Origin of the sequence: Sulfitobacter faviae, from assembly GCF_029870955.1 — a bacterium.
Taxonomy (GTDB): domain Bacteria; phylum Pseudomonadota; class Alphaproteobacteria; order Rhodobacterales; family Rhodobacteraceae; genus Sulfitobacter; species Sulfitobacter faviae.
In genome coordinates, this window is the sequence record NZ_PGFQ01000001.1 from 1,445,733 (window position 1) to 1,471,859 (window position 26,127).

Annotated in this window: 17 protein-coding genes and 6 pseudogenes; 7 read left to right on the top strand and 16 right to left on the bottom strand. The window is 63.2% G+C overall.

The window, feature by feature from the left end; all coding sequences use genetic code 11:
• Position 1 precedes the first annotated feature (1 nt).
• The 5 genes and pseudogenes from CUR85_RS07510 to hemC form a co-directional block, all read right to left on the bottom strand.
• Positions 2-690 (bottom strand): annotated as a pseudogene (locus CUR85_RS07510) (fumarylacetoacetate hydrolase family protein).
• Between the two features lie 98 nt (positions 691-788).
• On the bottom strand, positions 789-2,498 hold the full coding sequence (locus CUR85_RS07515) for a hydantoinase B/oxoprolinase family protein (protein ID WP_067262778.1): 1,710 nt from the start codon (positions 2,496-2,498) through the stop codon (positions 789-791).
• Positions 2,499-2,502: 4 nt separating this feature from the next.
• Positions 2,503-4,576, bottom strand: a pseudogene (locus CUR85_RS07520) (hydantoinase/oxoprolinase family protein).
• 62 nt (positions 4,577-4,638) lie between these two features.
• Positions 4,639-5,571: a LysR family transcriptional regulator gene (locus tag CUR85_RS07525; RefSeq protein WP_067262773.1), complete on the bottom strand. Its 933-nt coding sequence runs from the start codon at positions 5,569-5,571 to the stop codon at positions 4,639-4,641.
• Positions 5,568-6,515, bottom strand: a complete 948-nt coding sequence (gene hemC, locus CUR85_RS07530; protein ID WP_067262771.1) for a hydroxymethylbilane synthase — start codon at positions 6,513-6,515, stop codon at positions 5,568-5,570. Before hemC ends, CUR85_RS07525 begins: the two co-directional genes overlap by 4 nt.
• A gap of 84 nt (positions 6,516-6,599) precedes the next feature.
• Here hemC and hemE point away from each other — a divergent pair, with 84 nt between their 5' ends.
• Positions 6,600-7,640, top strand: coding sequence for a uroporphyrinogen decarboxylase (hemE, locus tag CUR85_RS07535; RefSeq protein WP_067262769.1), 1,041 nt, complete (start codon positions 6,600-6,602; stop codon positions 7,638-7,640).
• A 419-nt stretch (positions 7,641-8,059) separates the two neighbouring features.
• Here the strand turns inward: hemE and hemF are convergent.
• Positions 8,060-8,939, bottom strand: a pseudogene (gene hemF, locus CUR85_RS07540) (oxygen-dependent coproporphyrinogen oxidase).
• Positions 8,940-8,957: 18 nt separating this feature from the next.
• Entirely contained in the window at positions 8,958-9,488 is a 531-nt protein-coding gene (gene idi / locus CUR85_RS07545; RefSeq protein ID WP_067262764.1) for an isopentenyl-diphosphate Delta-isomerase, read from the bottom strand.
• Positions 9,489-9,739: 251 nt separating this feature from the next.
• Between idi and CUR85_RS07550 the strand changes: the two are divergent.
• Positions 9,740-10,153, top strand: a pseudogene (locus tag CUR85_RS07550) (c-type cytochrome); the annotation flags it as partial.
• Between the two features lie 57 nt (positions 10,154-10,210).
• On the opposite strand, the gene CUR85_RS07555 reads toward CUR85_RS07550, so the two are convergent.
• From CUR85_RS07555 to CUR85_RS07585, 7 genes are read right to left on the bottom strand one after another with little or no spacing between them, the layout of a single operon-like run.
• Positions 10,211-11,356 (bottom strand): iron-containing alcohol dehydrogenase, encoded by a 1,146-nt coding sequence (locus tag CUR85_RS07555; protein WP_067262759.1) that lies wholly within the window; start codon positions 11,354-11,356, stop codon positions 10,211-10,213.
• Between the two features lie 3 nt (positions 11,357-11,359).
• Positions 11,360-12,733 (bottom strand): aldehyde dehydrogenase family protein, encoded by a 1,374-nt coding sequence (locus CUR85_RS07560; RefSeq protein ID WP_067262757.1) that lies wholly within the window; start codon positions 12,731-12,733, stop codon positions 11,360-11,362.
• 2 nt (positions 12,734-12,735) lie between these two features.
• Positions 12,736-14,100: a glutamine synthetase family protein gene (locus CUR85_RS07565; RefSeq protein WP_067262754.1), complete on the bottom strand. Its 1,365-nt coding sequence runs from the start codon at positions 14,098-14,100 to the stop codon at positions 12,736-12,738.
• Positions 14,101-14,158: 58 nt separating this feature from the next.
• Complete coding sequence (locus tag CUR85_RS07570; protein WP_136720278.1) at positions 14,159-15,196, bottom strand: TRAP transporter substrate-binding protein; 1,038 nt, start codon at positions 15,194-15,196, stop codon at positions 14,159-14,161.
• A gap of 50 nt (positions 15,197-15,246) precedes the next feature.
• A complete protein-coding gene (locus tag CUR85_RS07575; protein WP_067268276.1) occupies positions 15,247-16,572 on the bottom strand; it encodes a TRAP transporter large permease in 1,326 nt (441 codons plus the stop codon).
• Positions 16,572-17,138 (bottom strand): TRAP transporter small permease subunit, encoded by a 567-nt coding sequence (locus tag CUR85_RS07580; RefSeq protein ID WP_067268278.1) that lies wholly within the window; start codon positions 17,136-17,138, stop codon positions 16,572-16,574. Before CUR85_RS07580 ends, CUR85_RS07575 begins: the two co-directional genes overlap by 1 nt.
• Positions 17,135-17,902 (bottom strand): N-formylglutamate amidohydrolase, encoded by a 768-nt coding sequence (locus tag CUR85_RS07585; protein ID WP_231886450.1) that lies wholly within the window; start codon positions 17,900-17,902, stop codon positions 17,135-17,137. The genes CUR85_RS07580 and CUR85_RS07585 overlap by 4 nt, the downstream gene beginning before the upstream one ends.
• Before the next feature lie 119 nt (positions 17,903-18,021).
• On the opposite strand from CUR85_RS07585, the pseudogene CUR85_RS07590 reads away from it, so the two are divergent.
• From CUR85_RS07590 to CUR85_RS07610, 5 genes and pseudogenes are all read left to right on the top strand, one after another.
• Positions 18,022-18,893 (top strand): annotated as a pseudogene (locus tag CUR85_RS07590) (MurR/RpiR family transcriptional regulator).
• 134 nt (positions 18,894-19,027) lie between these two features.
• Positions 19,028-20,080, top strand: coding sequence for a quinolinate synthase NadA (gene nadA, locus CUR85_RS07595; protein ID WP_067268281.1), 1,053 nt, complete (start codon positions 19,028-19,030; stop codon positions 20,078-20,080).
• A gap of 11 nt (positions 20,081-20,091) precedes the next feature.
• Positions 20,092-21,647 (top strand): annotated as a pseudogene (locus CUR85_RS07600) (L-aspartate oxidase).
• Between the two features lie 2 nt (positions 21,648-21,649).
• Positions 21,650-22,495, top strand: coding sequence for a carboxylating nicotinate-nucleotide diphosphorylase (gene nadC, locus CUR85_RS07605; protein ID WP_067268283.1), 846 nt, complete (start codon positions 21,650-21,652; stop codon positions 22,493-22,495).
• Between the two features lie 44 nt (positions 22,496-22,539).
• Positions 22,540-22,989: a GNAT family N-acetyltransferase gene (locus tag CUR85_RS07610; RefSeq protein WP_067268284.1), complete on the top strand. Its 450-nt coding sequence runs from the start codon at positions 22,540-22,542 to the stop codon at positions 22,987-22,989.
• On the opposite strand, the gene CUR85_RS07615 is transcribed toward CUR85_RS07610, so the two are convergent.
• Together CUR85_RS07615 and CUR85_RS07620 are read right to left on the bottom strand one after the other, a co-directional pair.
• Positions 22,979-24,484, bottom strand: coding sequence for a heme biosynthesis protein HemY (locus CUR85_RS07615; protein WP_067268285.1), 1,506 nt, complete (start codon positions 24,482-24,484; stop codon positions 22,979-22,981). The two genes, CUR85_RS07610 and CUR85_RS07615, sit on opposite strands and share 11 nt — an antisense overlap.
• 10 nt (positions 24,485-24,494) lie before the next feature.
• Entirely contained in the window at positions 24,495-26,075 is a 1,581-nt protein-coding gene (locus tag CUR85_RS07620) for a hypothetical protein (protein WP_231886451.1), read from the bottom strand.
• Positions 26,076-26,127: the final 52 nt, after the last annotated feature.

A 26,127-nucleotide genomic window follows, 5' to 3' on the forward strand; every position in this document is an offset into this window, starting at 1 on the left:
TTTAGGCGCGCGGGCCGACGGTGACTTCAAACTCGGAGATGCCGTCGACCCCCCGGTGATCACATCGCCGGGCTGCACCGCCGCGACACCGGCAGGCGTGCCGGTCATGATGATGTCACCCGGCGCCAAGGTCACGGCCTGCGACAGGGTGGCGGTATGCTCCCGCACCGACCAGATCATCTGCGACAGATCGGCCTCCTGCTTCATCTCGCCGTTCACCGCGAGCCAAAGGCGGCCCTTCTCGACCGAGGGGACATCGGCCATGGGCAGGATTGGCGCGATCGGCGCGGAGTTGTCAAAGGCCTTGGACCAGTCCCACGGGCGGCCCATCTTCTTGGCCTGCGCCTGAAGATCGCGGCGGGTGAAATCGATGCCCACCGAGGCGCCCCAAATGTGATCCATCACATCGGCTTCCGCGATATTCGCGCCGCCCTTGCCGATGGCGATGACAAGCTCTGCCTCGAAGTGGAAATCCTCCGTCAGCGGCGGATAGGGCACGGTACAGGGTGTATCCAGCGTGGCATCGGCGGGCTTGGTGAAAAAGAACGGCGGGTCGCGCATGTCATTGCCCATCTCAAGCACATGCGCCTCATAGTTGCGGCCCACGCAAAAGACACGGCGCACCGGAAAACGGTCGCTGGTGCCTTGAACGGCAAGGCTGCTTTGCTTGGGGGGATCAATCACATACATCACGGGTGTTCCTTTTGGCATAATGCCGCCAAGGAACACCCGCGCTTTGTAACAGTCAATGACCCCTTGCGCTTATAAGCCTTTGAGCGGCCACTCTTTCACAGTTCGGCGCCTTTGCGGATGGCCTCTTGCACCTCGGCGATCTCCTCGGCGCTCAGACCATAATCCGCCGCCGCCACCTCGGCGCTGATGTAGCCGCGCAGAAAGTCGCGTTTGACCTGCGCCTTGGGGCGTTCCTCGGCGGGGCCGTAGCCGGCGCCGCCCGGGAAGGCCATCATCACCTTCGCCCCATGTGGCACGAACTGTTTGCCCTTGCCGCGCATCGGCGTGCCGTCATCGCGGGCGATGGTGGTGGGCGCGCCGGGCTTGCCGCCCTGTCGCCCGCGCGCCGGGTGATCGACGCGGTCAAACATGGCCTGCATGTCGAACTCATGCCCCTCGCGTGCGCCGACCACCATGTATTGCCCCAGCCCGCCGCGCTGGCGGCCCGCGCCGCCGCTGTCGGGGCGCAACTCCTTGCGCCAGATGACGACGGGACCGGCATGTTCCGTGGCCTCCACCGGCATGGTCATCACGCCCGAGGGGAAGGCCGTGGCATTGAGCCCGTCATGCTGCGGCCGCGCGCCCGAGCCGCCGGAGTTGAAGGTCAGCACCTCGGCCCGGCGCGCGCCTGCGGGCGCTTGCGCATCGGTGCGGGGGCGCAGGCTGACTTGGAAGTTGCACAGACACCCTGCCCCCTCGGCCGGCACGAGGTTCGGCAGGATCTGATCCAGCGCTGCATAGACCGTATCGGGCACGAAGTGACCCACGATATGCCGCAGCGCCACCGGCGCGGGGTGGACGGCGTTGACGATGGTATCTTCGGGCGCGGTGATCCGGAACGGCTCCAGCGAGGCGGCGTTATTAGGAATTTCCGGCGCGATGGCGCATTTCAGCGCGTAGCAGGCATAGGCCTTGGTATAGACCAGCGGGCAGTTGATGCCCTTCTTGTCGATCCCGCTGGTGCCCGCGAAATCCGATAGGATGTGATCCTCGGCGATGCTCACGGTGACCTTCAGCGTGATCGGCGTGTCGAACCCGTCAATGGTCATCTCGCCTGTCGCCCGCTGGCGCGGCAGGGCGGCGATGCGCTCCAGCGTGGCGCGGCGCGAGTTGTCGAGGATAAAGGCGGCGATGCCGGTGAGATCGTCGAGGGCGAACTCTTCCATCATGTCGATGAGGCGGCGATGGCCGATCTCGTTGCAGGTGGTCAACGCGTAGATGTCGCCGATCAGCTGATCCGGCTCGCGCACATTGCCACGGATGATCCGCACCAGCGTCTCGTCGACCTTGCCTGCATCGGCGAACTTCATGATCGGTAGATAGAGCCCTTCTTCGTAGACGCTCGCCGCATCCGCGCCGAACCCGCGCCCGCCGATGTCGACGATATGCGCGGTGCAAGCGAAGAACCCCACGAGTTTGCCGCGGTGGAAAGAGGGCGTGACCATGGTGATGTCATGCAGGTGGCCCGTCCCCTCCCAAGGGTCGTTGGTGATATAGACGTCGCCTTCGAGGATGTTCTGCCGCCCGATGCGTCGGATGAAATGCGCCACCGCGTCGGCCATGGCGTTGACATGGCCCGGCGTGCCGGTGACCGCCTGCGCCAGCATCCGGCCATCGGTGTCATAGACCCCGGCCGAAAGGTCGCCCGCCTCGCGCACCGAGGTCGAAAAGGCGGTGCGCACCAGCGCCTGCGCCTGCTCCTCGACCACCGAGATGAGGCGGTTCCACATGACCTGATAGGCGACGTTGGAATGTGTCTGTGCCATGGGCTTACCCTTTCACGGTGATGTCGATGCAGCCGTCGGGCTGGCAGATCGCCCGGCGCGAGGCGGGCAGGATGATCGTCGTCTCATCCTCGGTGATGGCGGCGGGGCCTTCGGCGGTCTGGCCCGGGGCCATCTGACCGCGCAACACGACGTCGGCCTCGCAGTATTCAGAAAGCGCCGGGTCGAAAATGCGCCGTGTTAGAGCCACATCCGCCGCATTCCCCGGCGTCTCTTCCGCGACCCGCGCGACTACTTCGGGCGGGGTGGTGGCATTGACCGACCAAACCGTGATCTCGATGTCCAAGCCCTCGACGGTGCGACCGAAAAGCTTGGCGTAATCGGCCTCAAACAAGACCTCGAAACGCGCGGCATCGGGGTTCAGCGCGTCCGCCTCGTCCAGCACGATGGGGATCTCCCAGCCCTGCCCGCTGTAGCGCATGTAGACCTTGTATTCCGACAGGATCTCGGCCCCGGCATCGCAGTTGCGGACAAAGCCCCTGGCCTCGTCGCGCAGTTCCGCCAGCAGCGTCTTGATGCGAGTCGCGTCGAAATCCGACAGCTTCATATAGACCGAGCGGTTGGCCTCGAAGCTGAAGGGCGCGCGCAGGAAACCGATGGCCGAGCCGACCCCGGCCCCGGGCGGCACCAGCAGGCGCTCGACGCCGAGCTTCTCGCACAGCCGCCCGGCATGCAGCGGGGCCGCGCCGCCGAAGGCGATCATTGTGTAGTCGCTGGGGTCCTCGCCGTTCTCCACCGCATGGACCCGCGCGGCATTGGCCATGTTCTCGTCCACCACCTCGGCCAGACCGAAGGCGGCGGTGGCAGCGTCCATGTCGAGTTCCTGCCCGATGACCTGATGCAGCGCAGTCTCTGATTTGGAGGTTTCGAGCCGGATCGAACCGCCGGCGAAATTGTCGGGATCGAGTTTGCCCAGCACCAGATCGGCATCGGTCACTGCGGGCTTCTGACCGCCGCGGCCATAACAGGCCGGTCCCGGCTCGGAGCCCGCGCTTTCCGGCCCCACGCGGATCTGCCGCATGGCGTCCACATGGGCAAGGCTGCCGCCGCCCGCGCCGATCTCCACCATGTCGATCACAGGGATCGAGATCGGCATGCCGGAGCCTTTCTTGAAGCGATAGGTCCGCGCCACCTCGAAGACCCGGCTGGTCTTGGGTGTCTGGTTCTTGATCAGGCAGATCTTGGCCGTGGTGCCGCCCATGTCGAAACTCAGCACTTTGTCGAGCCCATAGCGCGCGGCAATATTGGCGGCAAAGACCGCCCCCCTGCCGGGCCGGATTCCACCAGCCGCACCGGGAATTCGGCGGCGCTTTCGATCGAGATGATGCCGCCGCCCGAATGCATCAGGAAGATGTTGCAAGAAACCCCTCTTCCTGCAGCCGCCCTTCGAGCCGTCCGAGGTAGCTCTTCATCAACGGCTTGATATAGGCATTGGCGACCACGGTGTTGAACCGCTCATACTCGCGCATCTGCGGCGAGACCTCGGAGGAGATCGAGATCATGACGCCGGGCAGACGCTCTTCCAACACCTCGCGGACCATGCGCTCATGCGCGTCGTTCAGATAGCTATGGATCAGCCCGACCGCGACACTTTCATAGCCCGCTTCGGCAATGCGGTCCGCCAGCGCCTCGACCTCGGCACGGTCGAGCGGCAGCAGAACCGCCCCCGTGGCATCGACACGCTCGCTCACCGTGTAGCGCATCTGGCGCGGCAGCAGCGGTTCGGGGAGGTTGAGGTTCAGATCATATTGCTCGAACCGGCTTTCGGTGCGCATCTCGATCACGTCGCGGAAGCCCTGGGTGGTGATCAGCGCGGTCTTGGCCCCGCGCCGTTCGATCAGCGCGTTGGTCGCCAGCGTGGTGCCGTGGATGATCTGCGTGAGATCGGCGGGCGTGATCCCGGCCTTGGCGCAGACCTGATGCATCCCGTCGATGATCGCGTTCTCGGGCGCGGCATAGGTGGTCAGCACCTTGGTCGAGAAACTCTCGCCGCCCTTTTCCAGCACCACGTCGGTGAAGGTGCCGCCGATGTCTACGCCCAGTCGGATGGTTGATGCCATGTCTCACTCCTGTTTGGACGCAGGATAGGGGTGGGCACAGCATCGGTGCAAATTATTATATTCTATGGGTGTGAAAGATTTTTTCGATCCTCAACATCGAAGCTTCGGGCGCAATCCCGGGCCAGTTCGGCAGCGCGGGCGACATAGGCGGGGGTGCGATCCGCGTGATAACGCGCGGCGACTTGCAGCGGGCGCGGGTGCCATTCGGCGGGCAGAATCCGCAGCGCCCCATCGGCCAGCGCGGCTGCCACCATCACACGCGGCATCACCGCCACACCCATCCCGTCGAGCACCATGTTCATCGCCGCCGACAGGCTGCTGGAGGGCACCAAACGGGCCTTGGGGGCGGTCGTGCCGTCGAAATGGCCGATAAGATCGGAATGGGCCTGCGTGTGGCGCGCATGGCCTAGCACCGGATGGCGCAGCATCGCGGAAAAATCGGGTGCGGGGCCGATCTGGGCGGCCAATTCCGGCGCGGCCACCCAGATGTAGTCATAGGTCGCCAAGTCCAGCTGGCCACTCGCCGGGGTCGAGAAGGGTGCGGTTTGCAGGGTCAGGTCGAGCGCATGGGCGGCAAGCTCCTGATCCAGATCGCGCGACAGATCGACGGTAAGTTCGACAGTGAGATTGGGATAGACCTCAGCCAGAGCGCGCAGAAAGGGGCGCAGCCATGTGCTGGCAACCACTTCGGTCACCCCAAGGCGGAGGCTGTCGTCGATCAGGTCGGGCCGCGCGGCGGTCTCGACCAGCGCTTCGGCCTCGCGCAGGACACGGCGGGCTTGGGCCAGCAGGGCGGTGCCCTTTTCGGTGAGCCGGATCGACCCGGCATCGCGCTGCATCAGGGTGACGCCCAAGGTTGCCTCCAGCCCGGAAATCCGGGCCGAGATATTGGGCTGTGTCGTGTTCAGATGCGCGGCGGCGCGGCGGAAACTGCCGAGGTCTGCGACCCAGATCAGCGCTTCAAGCTGTTTCAGCGTGAAGAGATTGCCGATCATTCGCGCCAGTCAAAGAAACCCGGTCCGGCTTCGGCCAGTAGCTTGCGGGCCATCGCCTCACCCGCCGCGGCGCCGTCGGAAATGGCGCAGGTCACGTCATCGCCGATCGCATCAGACCCGTCGGGGCGCAGCACCTGCCCGCGCAGGCGCATCTCGCTGCCGTTGAGTTCGGCCAGACCGGCGATGGGCGTCTCGCAAGAGCCATCGAGCGTGGCGAGGAACGCGCGTTCGGCAGCAAGCTGTTCGCCAGTCTTGCGGTCATGGATCGCCGAGAGCATCTCGGCGGCGCGGCTGTCGTCCTCGCGCCGCTCAACCCCAATGGCCCCCTGCGCGATGGCGGGCAGCATGTCGTCGGGGTGCACGGCGGCCTGCGGCACGTCGTCCATTTGCAAGCGGTTCAGCCCGGCCATGGCGAGGAAGGTCGCCTCGGCCACACCGTCATCCAGCTTCTTCAACCGGGTTTGCAGGTTGCCACGGAATTCGACGACTTCCAGATCCGGGCGGCGCAGTTTCACCTGCGCGCGGCGGCGCAGGCTGGAGGTGCCGACGACCGCGCCTTCGGGCAACTCGCTAATGGATTTCAGATGTGGCGAGATGAAAGCATCGCGCCAATCCTCGCGCGGCAGATAGGTATCGATCAACAGCCCCTCGGGTTGGAGTGTCGGCATGTCCTTCATCGAATGCACCGCGATGTCGATGGAGCCGTCCAGCAGCGCGGCCTCGATCTCGCGGGTGAACAGCCCCTTGCCGCCGATCTCTTTCAGCGGGCGGTCGATGATCTTGTCGCCCGTGGTCTTGATCACAACGATGGTGAAAGCCTCGAACGGCAGATCGAAGGCGGCGGCGAGCCGGTCGCGCACCTCATTCGCCTGCGCGAGCGCCAGAAGCGATCCGCGTGTGCCGATGTTGAGGGGCCGGGCCGGGGTGGGAAGCTGATACGTCATGACGCATCCCTACCCCCGTCGACATGAACTGACAACTGCTGTACCTGCGCTACCTACGGGTTTGCCACAAATAGGAACGCCATAATGACTGCGAACAAGACCATCCTGCGCGCCCTTGCGGGCGAAACCCTGCCGACGCCGCCGATCTGGATGATGCGGCAAGCCGGGCGCTACCTGCCCGAGTATCGCGCAACCCGGGCCGAGGCGGGCGATTTCCTGTCGCTGTGCTACAACCCGGAACTGGCCGCCGAGGTGACGTTGCAACCGATCCGCCGCTATGGTTTCGACGCTTCGATCCTTTTCGCCGACATCCTACTGGTGCCACAGGCGCTTGGCGCCGATCTGTGGTTCGTCACCGGAGAGGGGCCGCGTCTGTCGACGATCACCACCAAGGCCGAGATGGAAGCGCTGAAACCGGCGGACGCCATTCACGACCACCTTGCCCCGATTTACGAGACCGTGCGCATCCTGTCGCGCGAACTGCCCGAAGAGACGACGCTCATCGGTTTCGCAGGCGCGCCTTGGACGGTGGCGACCTATATGATCGCGGGCAAAGGCACGCCGGATCAAGGGCCAGCCCACGCGCTGAAGGACGAGAACCCCGAGGTATTCGATGCGCTGATGGAGCGGATCACGCTGGCGACGATCGAATACCTCGACATGCAGATCAAGGCGGGGGCCGAGGTGGTAAAGCTCTTCGACAGTTGGGCCGGATCGCTGGAAGGCACGGATTTCGACCGCTATTCGACAGAGCCGCTGCGCCAGATCATCAGCGCGCTGAAGGCGCGTCATCCGGGCGTGCCGGTGATCGCCTTTCCGCGTGGAGCCGGGGCGCGTTTCGCCAATTTGCATGCCGCCACCGGGGCCGATTGCATCGCCGTCGATGACGGGCTGAGCGCCGAGTGGGTGGCCGAACATGTGCAGCCGCATGGCTGTGTGCAGGGCAACCTGAAGTCCTCGCATATGGTGACGGGTGGGGATGCGCTGGTGCAGGAGACGCGGGCGATTTGCGATGCGCTGTCGAAGGGGCCGCATATCTTTAATCTGGGGCATGGGATCACGCCGGATGCGGATCCTGAGAATGTGCAGTTGATGATTGATACGGTGCGCGGGACGCGGGGGTAACTAGCCTCATTAGACAAGGGCCATCGCCTGCCCGCGGGTGGGCGATCTGACGGCTGGCATAGCCACTTTATGTTTCAGCCTTGATGTGCGCCCTCGAAGTCACGCCAAACCTTACCAAATCGCCTACCCGGTGGGGCGGGCAGGCGATGGCCCGGCGCCTGCGGCTTGACTCCGGGCCGGGATGGTAACCGTCACCGAAGGGTCAGCGCCTGACCGCGGGTTGGCGTACCGGAGGCTGTCAAAGCCACTTTATGGTTCAACCATGATGTGTGTCCGACACGGGGCGCCCAGCCTAACCAAATCGCCTACCCGTCCGGGCGGGCAGGCGATGGCCCGGCGCCTGCGGCTTGATTCCGGGCCAAGGTGGTAACCGTCACCGCTCGGTCTCGCCGAGACTTGGTTCCGGGACTAGGTTCTGCTTACACCCACTTCGCCATCGGCGGCAGGCTCATCAGAACCGCATCCGGATCATGCCCCGTCTCCAGACCAAACTTCGTCCCCCGGTCATAGACGAGGTTATACTCGGCATAGATCCCCCGGTGGCGCAGTTGCACGTCCTTGTCGTCCATGTCCCACGGAATCTCGCGCCGTTTGTCGACCACGGGCACATAGGCGGGCAGGAACGCGCGGCCCACATCCTGTGTCAGCGCGAAATCCGCCTCCCAATCGCCGCTGTTGCGGTCATCGTAAAAGATGCCACCCACACCCCGCGCGCGTTTGCGATGGGGATGTAGAAATACTCATCCGCCCAAGCCTTCAACTCATCATAGAGCGTGGCCCCATGCGGATCGCAGGCGGCCTTCATCTCGGCATGGAAATGGTCGGTGTCCTCGTCATACTCGATACAAGGGTTCAAATCCGCACCGCCGCCAAACCACCATGCATGGGGGTCCAGAACATGCGGGTGTTCATATGCACCGCTGGCACATGTGGGTTTTGCATATGCGCGACCAGACTGATGCCCGAGGCCCAAAAGCGCGGTTCTTCGGCCATGCCGGGCAACCCCTTGCGCGCGGCCATGGCGGCCTGCGCCCGCTCGCCCAACTCGCCGTAGACGGTGGAGATATTCACGCCCACCTTCTCGAACACACGCCCCCCGCGCATGACGGACATTTCACCGCCACCGGCGTCCGATCCATCGGGGGCAGTACGGGTGGTGTTGCTGACCACGAAACGCCCGGCCTCTTCCTCGCCCACATGACGCGCTTCGATGTGGTGAAACGCCTGAACGATGTCATCGCGAAGCTTGCGGAACCAATCCGCCGCGCGTGTCTTTTGATCTTGCATGTCGTCGGTCATCTCTGGCCCGCCTTTCTGTTATTCCATCGCCCCGCCGCCAAGGATCAGACCTTCGTGTTCGGCCATGTAAATCCGCAGCCAAGGCGTATATGCATCGGGGTGCTGCGCGAGGTCGGCATGTAGATCGCCGAGGGTGATCCAGCGCGTCGCCATCACCTCATCAGGATTTTCCATGATCGTCAGATCCGGCGCGGCATGGGCGAGATAGACCTCAACCACCTCATGCTCGATCAGCCCGCCGCCGACATCGGCACGGTATTCGACCCGGCCCCGGTGCTGCAAGGTCAGCCCGGTGATCCCCAACTCTTCGTCCAAACGCCGCGCGGCGCAGTCCTCGGACGGCTCATCCCAATGCGGATGCGTGCAGCAGGTGTTCGCCCAAAGACCGGGGGTGTGATATTTGCCAAGCGCGCGCTGCTGCATCAGCAGCTTGCCGTTGGAGATGACGAAAACGGAAACCGCCATATGCCGCAAACCGCGTTCATGCGCGGCGAGCTTTTCGACCGGTTGCAGGGTGCCGTCGACCCAGGCGGGGACCATGATCTCCATCAGATGCGGCTTACCGTTGTGTTCATCTCACCCTCGGCGCAGAAGAAATTCACCGGCAGTTATCGGGGGATTTCCCCCTAGTCTCAACCGCTAACCGGCCCGCCCTGCGCCCGTGCTACCTTTTGGCGCAGTGAGCATCCTTTACCCCTTCGCCCCAAACGCTAGTTTCAAGCCAGACAGACAAAGGAACTCACAATGAACATGCGTATCGCGTCGATCTTCGCCATCTACCTTGGGGCCACCCCCTTTGGGCGGAAAGCCATGCCTCCGGTGACGCCGAAGCCGGGGAAAAGGTCTTTCGTAAATGCAAAAGCTGCCACATGATTTCGGATGATGAGGGCAACGATATCCAAAAAGGGGGCCGTACGGGGCCGAACCTTTATGGGATCTACAACCGCGTGGCGGGGTCCGTCGAAGACTACCGCTATGGCGATTCCATCGTGGCTGCGGGCGAGGCCGGGCTGACATGGGACGAAGAGAGTTTCACAGGCTACGTCGCCGACCCCAAGGGGTTTCTGGCCGAGTATCTTGATACGAAACGGGCCAAGTCGAAAATGTCTTATCGTCTGAGAGACGAGGAAGACGCGAAAGACGTATGGGCCTATCTGGTCTCCGTCGGGCCGGAAGTGACCGAGACTGAAGAAGCGGCAGAGCCGACCGAGTAATTCGCGCATTCAGCGCAATGCGAAAGGGGGCCATCTGGCCCCCTTTTTTGTTTTGGATCAGAAGCAGTCGCGCAGCAGTTGCGTGACGTTCTCTTTGTTAAGCTCAATGGGGTTGCCACCGCAGCTGGGGTCTTGCAGGGCCGAGGCCACCAGCGCGTCGATGTCGGGGTCGGTCACCCCAAGGGCAGTCAGCGAGCTGGGGATGTTCAACTCTTCGTTCAGCTTGCCGACGAAATCGTAGAACCCGTCAGAGCCGCCCACGATATCAAGATAGGCCGCCGCCTTGGCCAGCCGCTCCTCGATTGCGGGGCGGTTCATGCGCAGAACCGGCTGCATGACCACGGCGTTGGTGGTGCCGTGATGCGTGTGATGCACCGCGCCGATCGGGTGGCTGATGGCATGGATCGCACCCAGCCCCTTTTGGAACGCCGTAGCGCCCATGGCGGCTGCGGACATCATATGACCCCGCGCCTCAAGATCACTGCCATCGGCATAGGCGCGGGGCAGGTATTCCTTGACCAGACGCATCCCTTCCAGCGCCATGCCTTGGCTCATCGGGTGGTAATGCGGCGAGCAGAAGGCTTCGAGACAATGGGCGAAAGCATCCATCCCAGTGCCTGCCGTGATCATCGGCGGCATGCCGACGGTCAGTTCTGGGTCGCAGATCACGACGGCGGGGAGCATCTTGGGGTGGAAGATGATCTTTTTCTCATGGGTCTGGGAATTGGTGATGACGCTGGCACGCCCCACTTCCGAGCCTGTGCCGGCGGTCGTCGGCACGGCCACGATGGGCGCGATGCCGCCGGCGTCGGCGCGGGTCCACCAATCGCCGATATCCTCGAAATCCCACAGGGGGCGGGTTTGGCCCGCCATGAAGGCGATGACCTTGCCCAGATCGAGACCGGAGCCACCGCCAAAGGCGATCACACCGTCATGGCCGCCGTCGCGGTAGACCTTGATGCCCGCCTCGGCGTTCATCTCGGTCGGGTTCGGGTCAACGTCTGAGAACATCGCGCGGCCCAGACCTTCGGCCTCCATCAGGTCCAGCGTGGACTGGGTGATGGGCAGATAGGCCAGCCCCTTGTCGGTGACCAGCAGCGGCTTCTTGATACCCGCGGCGGCGCAGGCCTCGGCAATCTCTTTAATCCGGCCCGCGCCGAAACGGATGGCGGTAGGGTAAGACCAATTGGCAGTCAGGGACATGTCTCAGGCTTTCTTGAGGTGGTAGGATTTGGGGCGTGTCAGCGCGTGATAGCCCAGTTCAGACAGGCCCGCGCCGCGCCCGGTTTGCTTGCAGCCGGTCCAGCACAGCGCCGGGTCCAGATAGTCGGCACGGTTCATGAAGACGGTGCCGGTTTCCAACCGCTGGCCGATGGCCTCGGCGGCCTCGGCATCGGCGGTAAAGATCGCGGCGCTGAGGCCAAACTGGCTGTCGTTCATCAGCGCAATGGCTTCTTCGTCGTCCTTGACCGGCATGATGCCGACAACGGGGCCGAAGCTTTCGTCACGCATGACGCGCATCTCATGGGTCACATCGGTGAGCACCTGCGGGGTCAAATAGGCACCGCCATCGTCGGCGGGCATTCTATCGATGTGCGCCTTGGCACCAGCGGCGACGGCCTCATCAATCTGCGCGCGAACCTCATTGGCGAAACGCACATTGGCCATCGGGCCGAGCGTCGTGGCCTGATCCAGCGGATTGCCGAGGTTGAGGTTATTCACCCATGCCACGGCTTTCTCGACAAAGGCGTCATAGAGGCTTTCGTGCACATAGATCCGTTCGATCCCGCAGCAGCACTGGCCCGCGTTGAACATCGCCCCGTCCATCACGCCATCAACCGCCGCGTCGAGATTGGCATCGGCCCGGACATAGGCGGGGTCTTTGCCGCCCAACTCGGTCGCGACGCCGGTGAAAGTGCCCGCCGCCGCGCGCTCCATCGCCTGACCACCGCCGACAGAGCCGGTGAAGTTGACGAAATCAAAGGCGTTGTCGGCGATCAACGCCGAGGTGGTCTCATGGCTCAGCACGACGTTCTGAAACACATCCTCGGACACGCCGGCGGCGCGGTAGGCATCGGCGAGGTGTTCACCGACCAGAATGGTCTGCGAGGCATGCTTCAGGATCACCGAATTGCCCGCGATCAGCGCAGGCGCGATGGTGTTGTTCGCGGTCATATAGGGGTAGTTCCACGGTGCCACGACGAAAACCACGCCATGCGGCTCACGCATAATCTTGCGGCTGAAGGCGGCGCTGTCCTCGATCACCTTGGGCGCCAGCGCATCGGCGGCGATCTTGGCCATGTGGCTGGTGCGCTCCTGCAGCCCGCCGAACTCACCGCCGTAGCGCACCGGGCGGCCCATCTGATGGGCCAGTTCCTCGGTCATCCGGTCGGTGGAATTCTCAATCTCTTTCAGCGCGGCCATCACCAGATCGACACGCTCCTGCAAGGGGCGCGCAGCCCATGCCTTTTGCGCGCGGCGCGCGCGGGCGACAGCCTCTTGCGCTGCTTCCGTGCTCAGGGTTTCGCGCTCCGCATAGACCGAACCGTCAATCGGAGAGATACATTTTACCGTCGTCATTCTCAGGCCCTTTCAAAGCCGCGGGCGATTTCCCAATCGGTCACCACCCGGTCATATTCTTCCTGCTCCCATTCCGCCGCGCGGGTGTAATGGGTCACTACATCGTCGCCCAAGACCTCGCGCAGGAACGTCGAGCCGCGCAGGGTCTCGGTCGCTGCCCGCAGGGTCTGGGGGATATCGACAGCGTCGGACTCGCCATAAGCATCGCCGCGTGTGGGCGGGGCAAGCTCCATCTTGTCTTCGATCCCTTTGATTCCGGCAGCCAGCATGACCGTCTGCGCCAGATAAGGGTTTAGGTCCGATCCGCCAATACGGCATTCGACCCGCACGCCCTTTGTCCCTGCCCCGCAGAGGCGGAAACCCGCGGTGCGGTTGTCGACGGACCAGACGGTCTTGGTCGGGGCGAAGGTGCCTTTGGCGAAGCGCTTGTAGCTGTTCACATAGGGGGCGAGGAAATAGGTATATTCCGGCGCATAGGCGATCAGACCGGCCATATAGTGGCGCATCAGGTCGGACATGCCCAACTCGCCCTCGCTATCAAAGAAAGCCGCTTCGCCGTCTTTCCACAGCGACTGATGGACGTGGCTGGAAGAGCCGACGCGGTCCTTGTGCCACTTGGGCAGGAAGCTTGCCGCATGACCCTGCTGCCAAGCGATCTCCTTGACCGCATGTTTGGCAATCGTGTGATAATCGGCGCAATCAAGCGTCTTTGAATAGCGGATGTTGAGCTCTTCCTGACCGGCCTCGGCCTCGCCTTTGGAGTTCTCAATCGGCAGACCGGCGGCGAAGAGATGGTTGCGCAGCGGGCGCATCACGTTCTCTTCCTTGGTGGTCTGAAGGATGTTGTAGTCTTCGTTATAGCCGCTGATCGGCGTGAGGTCGCGGTAGCCGCCCTTGCGGATCGCGTCAAAGCTCTGCTCGAAAAGGAAAAACTCCAGCTCGGTCGCCATCATCGCGTCGAAACCCAGTTCCTTCAGCCGCGCGATCTGTTTCTTCAGCATGGCGCGCGGGGAATGCGGCACCGGCTGGTGGGTGTCGTGATCCAGCACGTCGCAGAGCACCATCACCGTGCCCTCGAGCCACGGCACCGGGCGGATCGTGTCGAGGTCCGGCTGCATCACATAGTCGCCGTAACCCGTCTCCCACGAGGTGGAGGCAAAGCCTTCGGGCGTGGCCATCTCAAGGTCGGTGGCCAGCAGGTAGTTGCAGCAATGGGTTTCTTTGTAAGAGGTCTCGACGAAGTTGACGGCATGGAAGCGCTTGCCCATCAACCGGCCTTGCATATCCACAAGGCAAGCAAGAACCGTATCGACGGATCCCTCTTTGACCAGTTTTTTCAGCGCGTCGAATGTCAGTGTGCCGGGCATGTTCTGTCCACTTCAGGGGTAAGGCGGGGGCGCAGGCAGCGCGCCCCCGGTTGTCGGTTCAGCCGTTGGTGTAGGGCGGACCGGCTTTGTTGATGACTTCGTTATAGTCGCGGAAGATTTGCACAATCTTGGCGTGCACTTCGCCTTCTTCGGCGATCTCTGTCCAGAAGTCCTTGGCCGCGTTTTCAACCTCGGCCCATTCGTCGGCAGGCACGGTGCTGAGCTTGAGCTTGTCGCCCTGCGCCCGCAGACGCGCCTCGCCGCCCCAGTACCACTGGTTGCGGTAGGTGTGGCCTGCTTCGATCCCCGCCATGACCAACTGTTTGAGGTGATCCGGCAAATCGGCCCACTGCTGCTGGTTGACGAAGAACGACCCGATCCAAGCACCTGAGATGTTGTTGGTCAGGAAGTAGTCGGTCACATCGGCCCAGCCGACGGTGTAGTCCTCGGTGATGCCGGACCACGCCATGCCGTCGAGCTCGCCTGTTTGCACGGCGACCTCGGCGTCCTCGTAGGGAATGTTCACCGGCACCACGCCGAACTTCGACAGGAAGCGGCCCGCGGTGGGGAAGGTGTAGAGCTTCAGACCGTCCAGATCGGCGACCGATTTGATCTCTTTGGTGGTGTTGAAGTTGCAGGGGTCTTGGCCCGCAGCCGACAGCCATTCAACGCCGACCTTGGCGTATTCCTCTTTCCAGATTTCGGCCAAACCGTACTGGTTGAACAGCACCGGCACGTCGAGGATGTGCTTGGTGGCAAAGGGGAAGTAACCGCCGAATTGTTGCAGCGGCGTGGGCGAGGCCATGGAGTCGTCATCGGAATGCACCATGTCGATGGTGCCGCGCTGCATGGCTTGGAACAGCTCACCGGTGGGCACGATCTGGTCGGCGTAGAACAGTTCGATCTCCATCTCGCCATTGGCGGCGGCATTGATGTAATCGACCGCGGGTTTGGTCACCTGCTCACCCAGAGCGGCGCCGGCATAGGTCTGCATGCGCCATTTGATCGGCGCTTGGGCATGCACGATAGAGGGCGCGGCGAGGGCCGCAGGGGCGGCGACGGCGGCCCCGGATAGAAACTTTCTGCGAGTGGTCATACGTCTCTCCTTTGTTGAAATGTCAGGCCGTCTTTGCGCGGCTCTCATTGTTATTTGTCGTAGATGTAATCGGGCAGCCATGTCGCGATCTCGGGGAAGACCATGACAAGTATCAGCGCCAAGACCATCACCAGCACGAAGGGCGTGATCGACGCATAGATGTCGCGCAGGGTGATCTCGGGCGGGGCCATGGCGCGCATGAGGAACAGGTTATAGCCGAAGGGCGGCGTCATATAGGCGATCTGCGTGGTGATCGTGTAAAGGATACCATACCAGATCAGATCAAAGCCCAGCGCACCGACCAAGGGCACATAGAGCGGCGCCACGATCACCAGCATCGCCGTATCATCTAGGAAGGTGCCCATGATGATGAAGCTAAGCTGCATCATGATCAGGATCATCCAGGGGCTGAGGTTCATCTTTTCGGTGAACAGGCTCTCAATCGCCTTCACCGCGCCCAGCCCGTCAAAGACCGCGCCAAAGGCGAGGGCGGCGAGGATGATCCACATGAACATGCAGGTGATGCCCAAGGTGTTGCGCACGGAGTTCTCGAAAACTTCGCGGGTCATGCGGCCCTTGAGAACGGCAGCAAAAAATGCCGCCGCAGCCCCGATGGCCGAGCTTTCGACCAAGCTGGTCCACCCGTTGACGAAAGGCACCATCATCACCGCAAAGATCACCAGCGGCAGGATGCCCGCCCGCAGCAGACGCAGTTTCTCGGCACGGGGAATGTCGCGATCCTCGGCCGAGAGGATGGGACCAAGTTCGGGATTCATCCGGCAGCGGATGACGATATAGGCGATGAACATCGCTGCCATCATCAACCCCGGGATGACCCCGGCAAGCCACAACTGCCCCACCGGCTGCCGCGCGATCATCGCGTAGAGCACCAGCACCACCGAAGGCGGCACGAGGATGCCAAGGCTCGACCCCGCTTGGATCACCCCCGTGACCATCCTTTTGTCATAGCCGCGTTTCAGCAGTTCCGGCAGCGCGATGGTCGACCCAATCGCCATGCCCGCCACGCTGAGCCCATTCATCGCCGAGATCAGCACCATCAGGCCAATCGTGCCAATCGCCAGCCCGCCGCGCACCCCGCCCATCCAGACGTGGAACATGCGGTAAAGGTCATCGGCGATGCGGCTTTCGCTGAGGACATAGCCCATGAAGATGAACATCGGCAGCGTCAGCAGCGGATACCATTTCATCAGCTTCATCGCGGCGGCGAAACCGATGTCATAGCCGCCCTTGTCGCCCCAGAGCAGCAGCGCCGAAACCACGGCGATAAAGCCGATGGCGCCAAACACCCGCTGGCCGGTCAGTAGCATCAGCATCATTGACGAGAACATCAATGTCGCAATCATTTCATAGGACATCAGATGGCCTCACCCTTGAGCCGCAGCACGTCTTTCGCGAGCTCGGACAGACATTGCAGCAGCATCAGAAAGATGCCGACGATCATCACGACCTTGATCGGCCAGAGATACGGGCGCCATGCGGAACTGGATTGCTCCATATGGCCAACCTCTTCACTACCGGTGATCAAGCCACCGAAAAAGCTGAACGGCTCTGTCCCCCAGTAGCCCAGCGAATAGGCGGTAGAGCTTACCGCCCCATAGAGCAGCACGCAGAGATAGAAGATCAGGAAGAAAACGGTGAATAGGTCAAACCATGCTTTGCGGCGCAGCGACCAATCGCCATAGAGCAGATCCATCCGCACGTTCGACCCCAGTTGGATCGAATAGGGACCGCCCAAGATGTAATAGCCCACCATGACAAACTGCGCCATTTCCAGCGTCCAAAGCGAGGGGACGAAGAAGGCTTTGCTGACGGTGGACCACAACAGCACCCCCATCAGGACAAATATGCCATACATCATGATCCGCCCGATCCGCCGGTTCATCGCGTCGATGCCCCGGATATAGCCCCGGATGAACCTCATGGTTTGACCTCCTCCATCTCGGGCCGAGCCATGGCGGCACGGAGCCAATTGCTGATCATCTCGGCCATCTGCCGCTGTTCGGCTTCGGTCGTGATGAGGTCGTTACGGATCTCTAGCATGACATGGGGATGACCATGGGCCAGCCCATGCTCTTTCAGCGTATGGGTCACCCCGTCCTGCGGGCCGTAGGGCTCATTTCGTTCGACATTCAGATCCGTGAACTCGGACGCCACCGCGAGCATCGCATCGGCAAGGCGCGTGTCGCTGTCATGCAGAATGCCGATCTCAACGCTGCGCGGTTTGCCATGGTAGATCGGCGTGAAACTATGCACCGTGACGATCGCAGGCGCATTGACCCGTTTGATCGTTGCCGCCAAAGTCTTGCGGAATGGCTCGTAATAGCGCGCCACCCGCTCGGCCCGGCCAGCCTCATCAAGCGTGGCATTGCCGGGGATCGCGAAAATCTCGCTCTGCGCTGGCATCGCGCCCGGGGCTTCGGGCGGGCGGTTACAATCGTAGACCAGACGCGAGACGCGCCCCGCCACCAGCACCGCATCCAGATCCTGCGCCATGGCCCGGGCCACGCCCAAGGCACCGGGATCCCAAGCCACATGGCTTTCGCGGGCCGCAGCATCCAGCCCCAGACCGTCGTAGCAGGCCGGTATCTCACGCGCCGCATGTTCGCAGACCAACACCAGCGGGGCCTGTGCCCCGGCGTTGATCACCTCGACGGCTTCATTCGAAAGATCTGACTGTTCTGACACCCTGTCCCCCTCAGTTAGATCAAACCTCATTCGGGCGGGGGCTTCTGTCAACAGAATAATGTCAAATTTATTACAACGCCGTTCAGTTTGTGTTATTACTCGTCAAAAGAGGGGCATCCATGGCTGAACCGACGCTGACCATTTCCGACCGTATCCAGCAAGAACTGGACCGGCTAACCCGTGCGGAACGGCAACTCGCCCATTCGATTCTGGAAAACTACCCCGCCTCCGGCCTAGGCCCGCTGACGGCGCTGGCGAAGGATGCCAATGTCTCCACCCCCACCGTGGCGCGGATGGTGCAAAAGCTGGGGTTCAAGGGTTACCCCGAGTTTCAGAACGAGCTGCGCGAAGAGCTCAAGGCCAAGGCCAAGAACCCCATCGCCAAACATGACAACTGGACCGAAGGCGCGCCCTCGGGCCATGTGTTGAACCGGTTCACCGACGCGGTGATTGACAACATCCGCCACACGTTGGGCCAGATCGAGCCTGCCACCTTCGACCGCGCCTGCGCGATGATCGCCGACACCGCGCACCCGCTCTATATCGTGGGGGGCGCATCACCCATGTGATGGCCGAATATCTGTTCCTCCACGCTCAGATCATCCGCCCACGGGTGACACATATTCAATCCACATCAAACGCTTGGCCGCATTACCTGCTGGACGTGGGCGAAGGCGATGTCTTCGTCATTTTCGACGTGCGGCGCTATGAGAACAACACGCTGAAACTGGCAGAAATGGCCCATGCGCGGGGGGCCAAGATCATCCTCTTCACCGATCAATGGCGCTCTCCGGTGCATAGCCTGGCCGATATCTGTTTCTCCAGCCGGATCGTCGCGCCTTCGGCTTGGGACAGCGCGGCGGCCACGCTGCTGCTGGTAGAAAGCGTGATCTCGGCCATGCAAGACATCAACTGGGCCGATACGAAGGACCGGGCCGAACGGCTGGAAGACATGTTCGACCAGACCCGTTTGTTCCGCAAATTCACCTAAGCCCCCAGCAAGAAACGCCTTGTCATAAAGGGTATTGGCTTGCCCAAACCCCGCCAGTCGTCTATGGCCAGCACGCCGGGTGTGGTGTCCAGCGCGGTGCCGTGACACGCGCCAAGGCCGGAGGGGGACCGACCATGCGTGATGAAATCTTTTCGCCCAGCGAGCTTGAGCGCCATTATGACCTCGCGCCATCGCCAGCGCTGGCGGCTGAAATGGCCGATATCTACGCCAAGATGGACCGTGTCGTCTCGCCCCCCGATTGGGCCATTCACGCGCCCTATGTCGCCGCGATCAACAAGCTCAAGAAAGAGCGCAACGCGGTCATCCTCGCGCATAATTACATGACGCCCGACATCTACCATGGCATCGCGGATTTCGTCGGCGACAGCCTCCAACTGGCCATCAAGGCGACCGAGGTCGAGGCCGATGTCATCGTGCAATGCGGCGTGCATTTCATGGCCGAGACCTCGAAGATCTTGAACCCCGCGAAAACCGTGCTGATCCCCGACATGGAAGCGGGTTGTTCACTGGCCGAAAGCATCACCGCCGAGGGCGTCGCACAGATGCGCGCGCAGTATCCCGGCGCGCCGGTTGTCACTTACGTCAACACCACGGCCGAGGTGAAGGCGGCGTCGGACATCTGCTGCACCTCGTCGAACGCGGCGCAGATCGTGGCGGCGCTTGAGGCCGAGACGATCATCATGACGCCCGACAAATACCTCGCCCAGAACATCGCCAAACAGGTGCCGCAAAAGCGCATCGTCTGGTGGGACGGCGCCTGCATCGTGCACGAACGCTATACCGCGAAAGACATCGCCGACTACCGCGAGTGGAACCCAGACACCCGCATCATCGCGCATCCCGAATGCCCGCCCGACGTGGTGGCAGAGGCGGATTTCTCCGGCTCGACCAGTGGCATCCTTGACTATGTGCACCGCGAGAAACCGGCCAAAGCGATGCTGGTCACCGAATGCTCCATGGCGTCGAACATCGCCGATGAATTGCCCGAGGTCGATTTCGTCGGCCCTTGCAACATGTGCCCCTACATGAAGAAGATCACGCTGGAGAAGGTGCTCTGGTCGCTGCACACGATGTCCGGCGCCGTCGAAGTGGAGGCCGAGGTTGCCAGCAAGGCGCGGGTGGCCGTGCAACGGATGATCGACCTCTCCCGCGAACTCGGCCTCTGAAGGGCGCGCGCGTGGAGCAGATCACAACCGGCAGGATCATCATCGTTGGGGCCGGTCTGGGCGCGCTCTATGCCGCGCTTTGTCTTGCGCCGCGTCCGGTTTTGCTGATCTCGCCCGATCCTCTGGGGTCAGGGGCCAGTTCCGCTTGGGCGCAGGGCGGCGTGGCCGCCGCGATGGCGCAGGCCGACAGCCCCGAGGCCCATGCGCTCGACACCATCAAAGCCGGGGCGGGTACGGTCGAGCCGCGCGTCGCCGCCACCGTAACGGATGAGGCCCGCGCCCATATCCTCACCCTGACCGATTTCGGCACCGCCTTCGACCGCAGCGCCGATGGCGGCTATGTCATGTCGCGCGAGGCGGCGCATAGCTTTGCCCGCGTCGTGCGCGTGCAGGGCGATCAAGCGGGAGCCGAGATCATGCGCGCCCTGATCGAAAAGGTGCGCGAAACACCCTCGATCCAAGTGCTCGAAGGGGTGCTGGCCCGCGGTTTGGAAAGTGACGGTACCAAGGTCACCGGGGTCGAGATCGAACTGGCACGGCCCGAAGGCTCCGCCCCCGTGATGCTGCGCGGCGCGGGGTCTTGCTGGCGGGCGGCGGGTCTGGCGGGCTTTATGCGCTGACCACCAACCCGGCCCGCATTCGCGGGCAGGTGATCGGCATGGCCGCCCGGGCGGGCGCTCTTACTGCCGATGCGGAATTCGTGCAGTTTCACCCCACCGCCATCGACTGCGGCGAAGACCCCGCCCCCTTGGCGACCGAAGCACTGCGCGGGGCCGGGGCGCATCTGATCAATCGCGAAGGCGCGCGTTTTATGGAGGCGGTTCACCCCCTCGCCGAGCTTGCCCCGCGCGATGTCGTGGCCCGCGCCATCTTTGCCCAGACCCAGACGGGGCTGCGCCCCATGCTGGACACCCGCGCGGCCTTGGGTGCGGCGGTGCTGACCGACTACCCCGCCGTCGCAGCCGCCTGCGCGCGCAATGGCATCGACCCGGTGACCCAGCCCATCCCCGTCGCCGCCGCGGCGCATTACCATATGGGCGGTGTGGCCACGGATGCGCATGGGCGTTCCAGCCTTGCCGGACTGTGGGTCTGCGGAGAGGCGTCTTCGACCGGGCTGCACGGCGCGAACCGTCTGGCATCCAACGGGCTGCTCGAAGCGCTGGTCTTTGCCCGCCGCGCGGCGCAGGACATGCTTGAGGAATGCGAGACGGGCGAGGATGACGCCGTACAACTGCCGGATTTGCCTGCTGGTGAGACACCGAACGAGACCCTCGTCACCCGCCTGCGCGAAACCATGACCGCAGAGGTCGGCGTGCTGCGGGATGCGGCGGGCTTACAACGCGCCTTGACGGCCATCGCCGAGATTGAAGCGGCGCAACCCGATTGTGCCCAGTTGCAAAACATGACCGCCACCGCGACGCTCATCGCCGCCGCCGCCCTCGCCCGCCGCGAAAGCCGGGGCGCGCATTGCCGCACGGACTATCCCGAAACGCTCCCCGAAGCCGCCCGCAGCTTCATGACATTGGCCGAGGCCACGGCCCACCGCTCCAACCCCGAGGACGCCTGAAGATGACCACCGCCCTGCCCGACCTGATCCTTGAGCCGCTGGTCCGTGCCGCTTTGATGGAAGACCTCGGCACCTATGGCGATGTCACGACCCGCAGCGTGATCCCCGAGGGCACGACCTATACCGCCCGGCTGCGCGCCCGCGCCGAGGGGGTCGTCTCTGGCATGCAAATCGCGCGGCTGGCCTTTCACCTTGTCGACCCCACGCTTGAGGTGCGCACGCTGAAAGAAGACGGCAGCAAAATCGCCAAAGGCGACACGCTGATGGAGATCGAAGGCTCCGCCGCTGCGATCCTCTCGGCGGAACGTGTGGCGCTGAACTTTTCCGGGCGGCTCTCGGGCATTGCCACCCTCACCGCGGCCTGCGTGGCCGAGACGAAGGGGACTGAGACCCGGATCACCTGCACCCGCAAGACCACGCCGGGCCTGCGCATGGTCGAGAAACAGGCGGTGTTGCATGGCGGCGGGTTCAACCACCGCTTCTCCCTCTCCGACGCGATCCTGATCAAGGACAACCACATCGCTGCCGCCGGGGGCATCCGGCCTGTGTTGCAGGCGGTCAAGGCCAATGCCTCGCATATGATCCGGGTCGAGATCGAGGTCGACACGTTGGCGCAGCTTCAAGAGGTCTTGGACGAAGGCGGCGCGGATGTGGTGCTGTTGGATAATATGGATACGCCGACGCTCACGCAGGCGGTCGAAATGGCACAGGGCCGCATCGTGCTGGAGGCCTCGGGCAACATGACCCTGCCGCGCTTGGCCGAGGTCGCGGCAACGGGGGTGCACTATATCTCTATGGGCGCGCTCACACATTCTGCGACAACGCTGGACCTTGGGCTGGATTTCTGAACCAACTGGGGCAAATATCGCGCAGCCAGCGAAGGGAGCCCGCCATGTCCGACCTTACCATCCGAACCGTGAGAGACCATGACCGCGCCGATTGGGAGCGGCTTTATCAAGGCTATGCCGAATTCTATAAAGTCGAGCAGACGCCGGAGATGCGCGCGCGGGTCTGGTCTTGGCTGCATGATCCGCTGACCGAGGTCGAAGGGCTGGTCTGCGAAGATGCTGAAGGGCGGGTGATCGGACTGACCCATTTCCGGCATTTCGCCCGCCCACTCGCTGCGGCGACGGGCTGTTTCCTCGACGATCTTTTCGTGGCCCCCGAAGCCCGCGGCAGCGGGGCTGCCGATGCGCTGATCGGAGAGGTGAAGAAGATCGCCCAGAAGCGCGGCTGGAGCCTCGTCCGCTGGATCACGGCCGAGGATAACTACCGCGGCCGTGGTGTTTATGACAGGCTGGCCACCCGGACCAACTGGGTCACCTACGACATCAAGCTGTAGGGTCCGGCGCTTTCTTGGGCGTCTCGGGATCGGTCGGCTTTTCCGGTTCGGTCACCAGTTCCGCATCTTCGATATCCTCCGTCCGCGTGGTCAACGCCCCCTCTGTCGGGGTCGTTTCCGGCGCGCCGACGATCAGGGGCAGCATCTGAACACCGCTCGGCATGGCCACCTCCGACAGCGGCGGCGTCTTCCATTCCAGCGTGTCAAAGCTCTTGCAGTTTTCGCAGATCGGCACCCATTCGGCATGGATGTGGTGGCAGTTCTCGCAAATCCACTGCGGCCCGCGTGAGACGTTCAGCGCGCGGGTCAGCCAGCCTTTAACCACGGTGTCCGGCGCGCCCTCGCCCCGCTCGATCGCCGCCATCAGGGTGACGGACCGGGCCGAAGGATCGGTCTCAACCAGATTGCCAAGCGCCCGGCGCGCTTCGGGGAAGTCTTCGTTGGCGATGTGGAGTTCGGCCAGCAGCATCTTGGTCTCGGGATGGTCGGGCTGAGATTTGGTCAGCGCGCGGAACCGTTTGATCCGCTGGGGCGGTGTCTCATCCGGCTGAATCTCGGCAAAGGCGGCGGCAAGATCGGGGTGCGGCTGCACGCTCCACGCTTTTTGCAGCACTTTGGAAGCATTGCGCGGCTTGTCCTGCGCGATATAGCTGCGCGCGGCCATCACGGCGGCGGGCACCAGATCAGGCGACAGACGGTTCGCTTCAATCGCGGCCTCGCGGGCTTCGACACTGTTGCCCTCGTCAATGACCTCGCGCGCCTCGGAGAGCGCCAGAACGGCGTCGCGGCGCTTGTGCACATCGCGCGGCAGATGGCCGTTTTTATACTTGGCCTGCAGAGTGCCACGCGCACCGGTCCAATCATGTTTCTCGGCCTGCAACTTCAGGAGCGTGTCGCCGGTTTCCTCATGTTTGGGCTTCAGCGCAAAGGCCTTTTCGGCCAGTTTCAGCGCCGTTTCGGTATCTCCGTCGGCCAGCTTCTGCTTCATGATGCCGCGCACACCGACGAAACGGGTCTTTTCGTCTTCGACCAGCTTGCGATAGGTCCGTTCGGCCTTGCGACGGTCCCCCGCCAGCTCTGCCGCCTGCGCGGTCAGCAGATTGGTCAGTGCCGGGCGTTTGAGATAGCGGTCGGCCTTGGCCGCCTTGGCCATCGCGACCTGTCCCTCGCCGCTGGCCAGCGCCATCAACCCGTCCGACAGTGCTTCATAGCCCTTACGCTCGCGGTTGCGGTCAAAGTAGCGCGACAGCGCCGTCTCATCGCCATTCAGAAAATGCCAGACTGCCGAGAGCAGCGACACGATCTTGAGCAACACCCAAACCGCAAGCATCAGCAGCAAAACGGCGATCACCGATTGCAGCGGCCCAAGGGTATATTCCGTGCCCGCCACGGTCAGCTGAATGCCACCTTCGCTTTCCAACAGGAAGCCTGCACCCCAAGCCAGAGCGGCGACCAGCACGACGAAAAGAACGATTTTAATAAGAGACCAGAGCATTTTTCGTTCCTCAGTTGGCCGTCAGGCGTTGGGAGAGTTCATTGGCGGCGGTTTCAGCCGCCTGACGCGCGCGGGCATCGGCGAGCCATTCCGCCATCGCATCCTGCGCGGGGGCTGGCAGCGTGTCGATCTCAGCCAGCGCATCGGTCAAACGGCCATCGCGCACCGCCGCTTCGGCGCGAGACAGGACAGCATCGGCATCCGTCCCTTCGCGCGGCGCGACCGAGCGGGCACCCAGTTGACGTTTCAGGAAGTTGCCAAAGCCGCCTTCGCCCTCTTCCGGCAAGGCGGCACGGGCGGTGGCCAGCGCCTGCCGCGCGGCATCGGGATAGCGCGCTTGGAGATTGGCGAGGGTGACAACACCGCCGGCGGCGCTTTCACGCAGGGTTTCGGGTATGTCCTCGACCCCGGCCTGCTGCAATTCGGCCAGCGGCGCTTCGAAGGGGCGACCGGCGCTGATCGCGGCATTCATCTGGGTCATCGCAGTCTGGGCACGGGCCGCTTCCGCCGCGGCGGCTGTTGCCTCCTCAGCAGTTTGGGCATTTTCCAGCAGGCTCTCGATTTCGCTGCGCTGTTCGGCGACAGAGGCGCGCAGGGCTTCCATCTCACGCTCAAAAGCCGCGACCGCGACTTGGTTGTCACCGCCGGTGGCGGGTTGCTTTTCAACCGTGGTGAGGCGGCTGTCGATCTCGGCCAATTGGCTTTGCAGCGCCGAGAGGGCCTCGCGGCTGGCGGTCAGTTCTTCGCGCAGCGCGTCGACCTGCGGCAGGCGTTCCGGCAGGGTGGCAGGCTCTTCGACGCGGGCTTCCAGTTCCGCGATACGAGCCTGCTGCGCTTCCATCGCGCTCTGCAATTCTGCCGCGCTTTGTGCCCGGGTGCCCAAGACATCATATTCCGATGCGGCAAAGCCGAGGCCCGCAGCGATGGCACCGCCGAGCAGCATGGGGAAGAACACGCTGCGCTTGCGCTCTTTCGGGGCAGGCTCAGGGACCGGGGTCGATGCAGGTGGGGACGTCGGTTTGGACGTGGCAGCGCTTGGCTTTTCAGCCTTTTCCGGCGCGGGTTTGGATGAGCTACCGCTCGGCTTAGACGCAGCCGCCGAGGCGCGTGAGGGCGCGGGATCAGCGGCCGGTTTGTCCTTGGCAGCCGGTTTGTCCTTGGGTGCAGCGCTGGTGGCGCTTGTCTTGGGATCGTCCTTGGGCGAAGCCGTCTGGGGCTTCGTCTCTTTAGCCGGTGTGGCGCTCTCGGGCTTGTCTTTAGCCGGCGTTGCGCTTTCGGGCTTGGCCGGGGCTTTGTCGTCCGGCTTGGCCGCAGCGGCGGGCGTTGCCGTTGCTTTATCCGTAGTGGGCGTGGTGCTGGATGTTTTCGACGGGTCGGCCTTGGCCGTTTCGGTTTTCGCCGCGTCGGTCTTCACATCCTCGGTTTTCGGCGTGTCGGGTTTTGCCGTCTCCGCCCCCTTACCATCGGTCTGGCTGGGTTTCGCGGCCTCGGCCTTCTCTGCCGTGGTTGCCTCGTCCGCCGCGGGAGGCGTCTGATCGGCTGTGGTCTTGTCCGCTTCGCTTTTGCTGACCGTCTTCTTGGGTTTTGCCACGCCTCACGCCTTTCGATTCTGAACCTGTCATTCACTCGCAATGGCGAGCTTA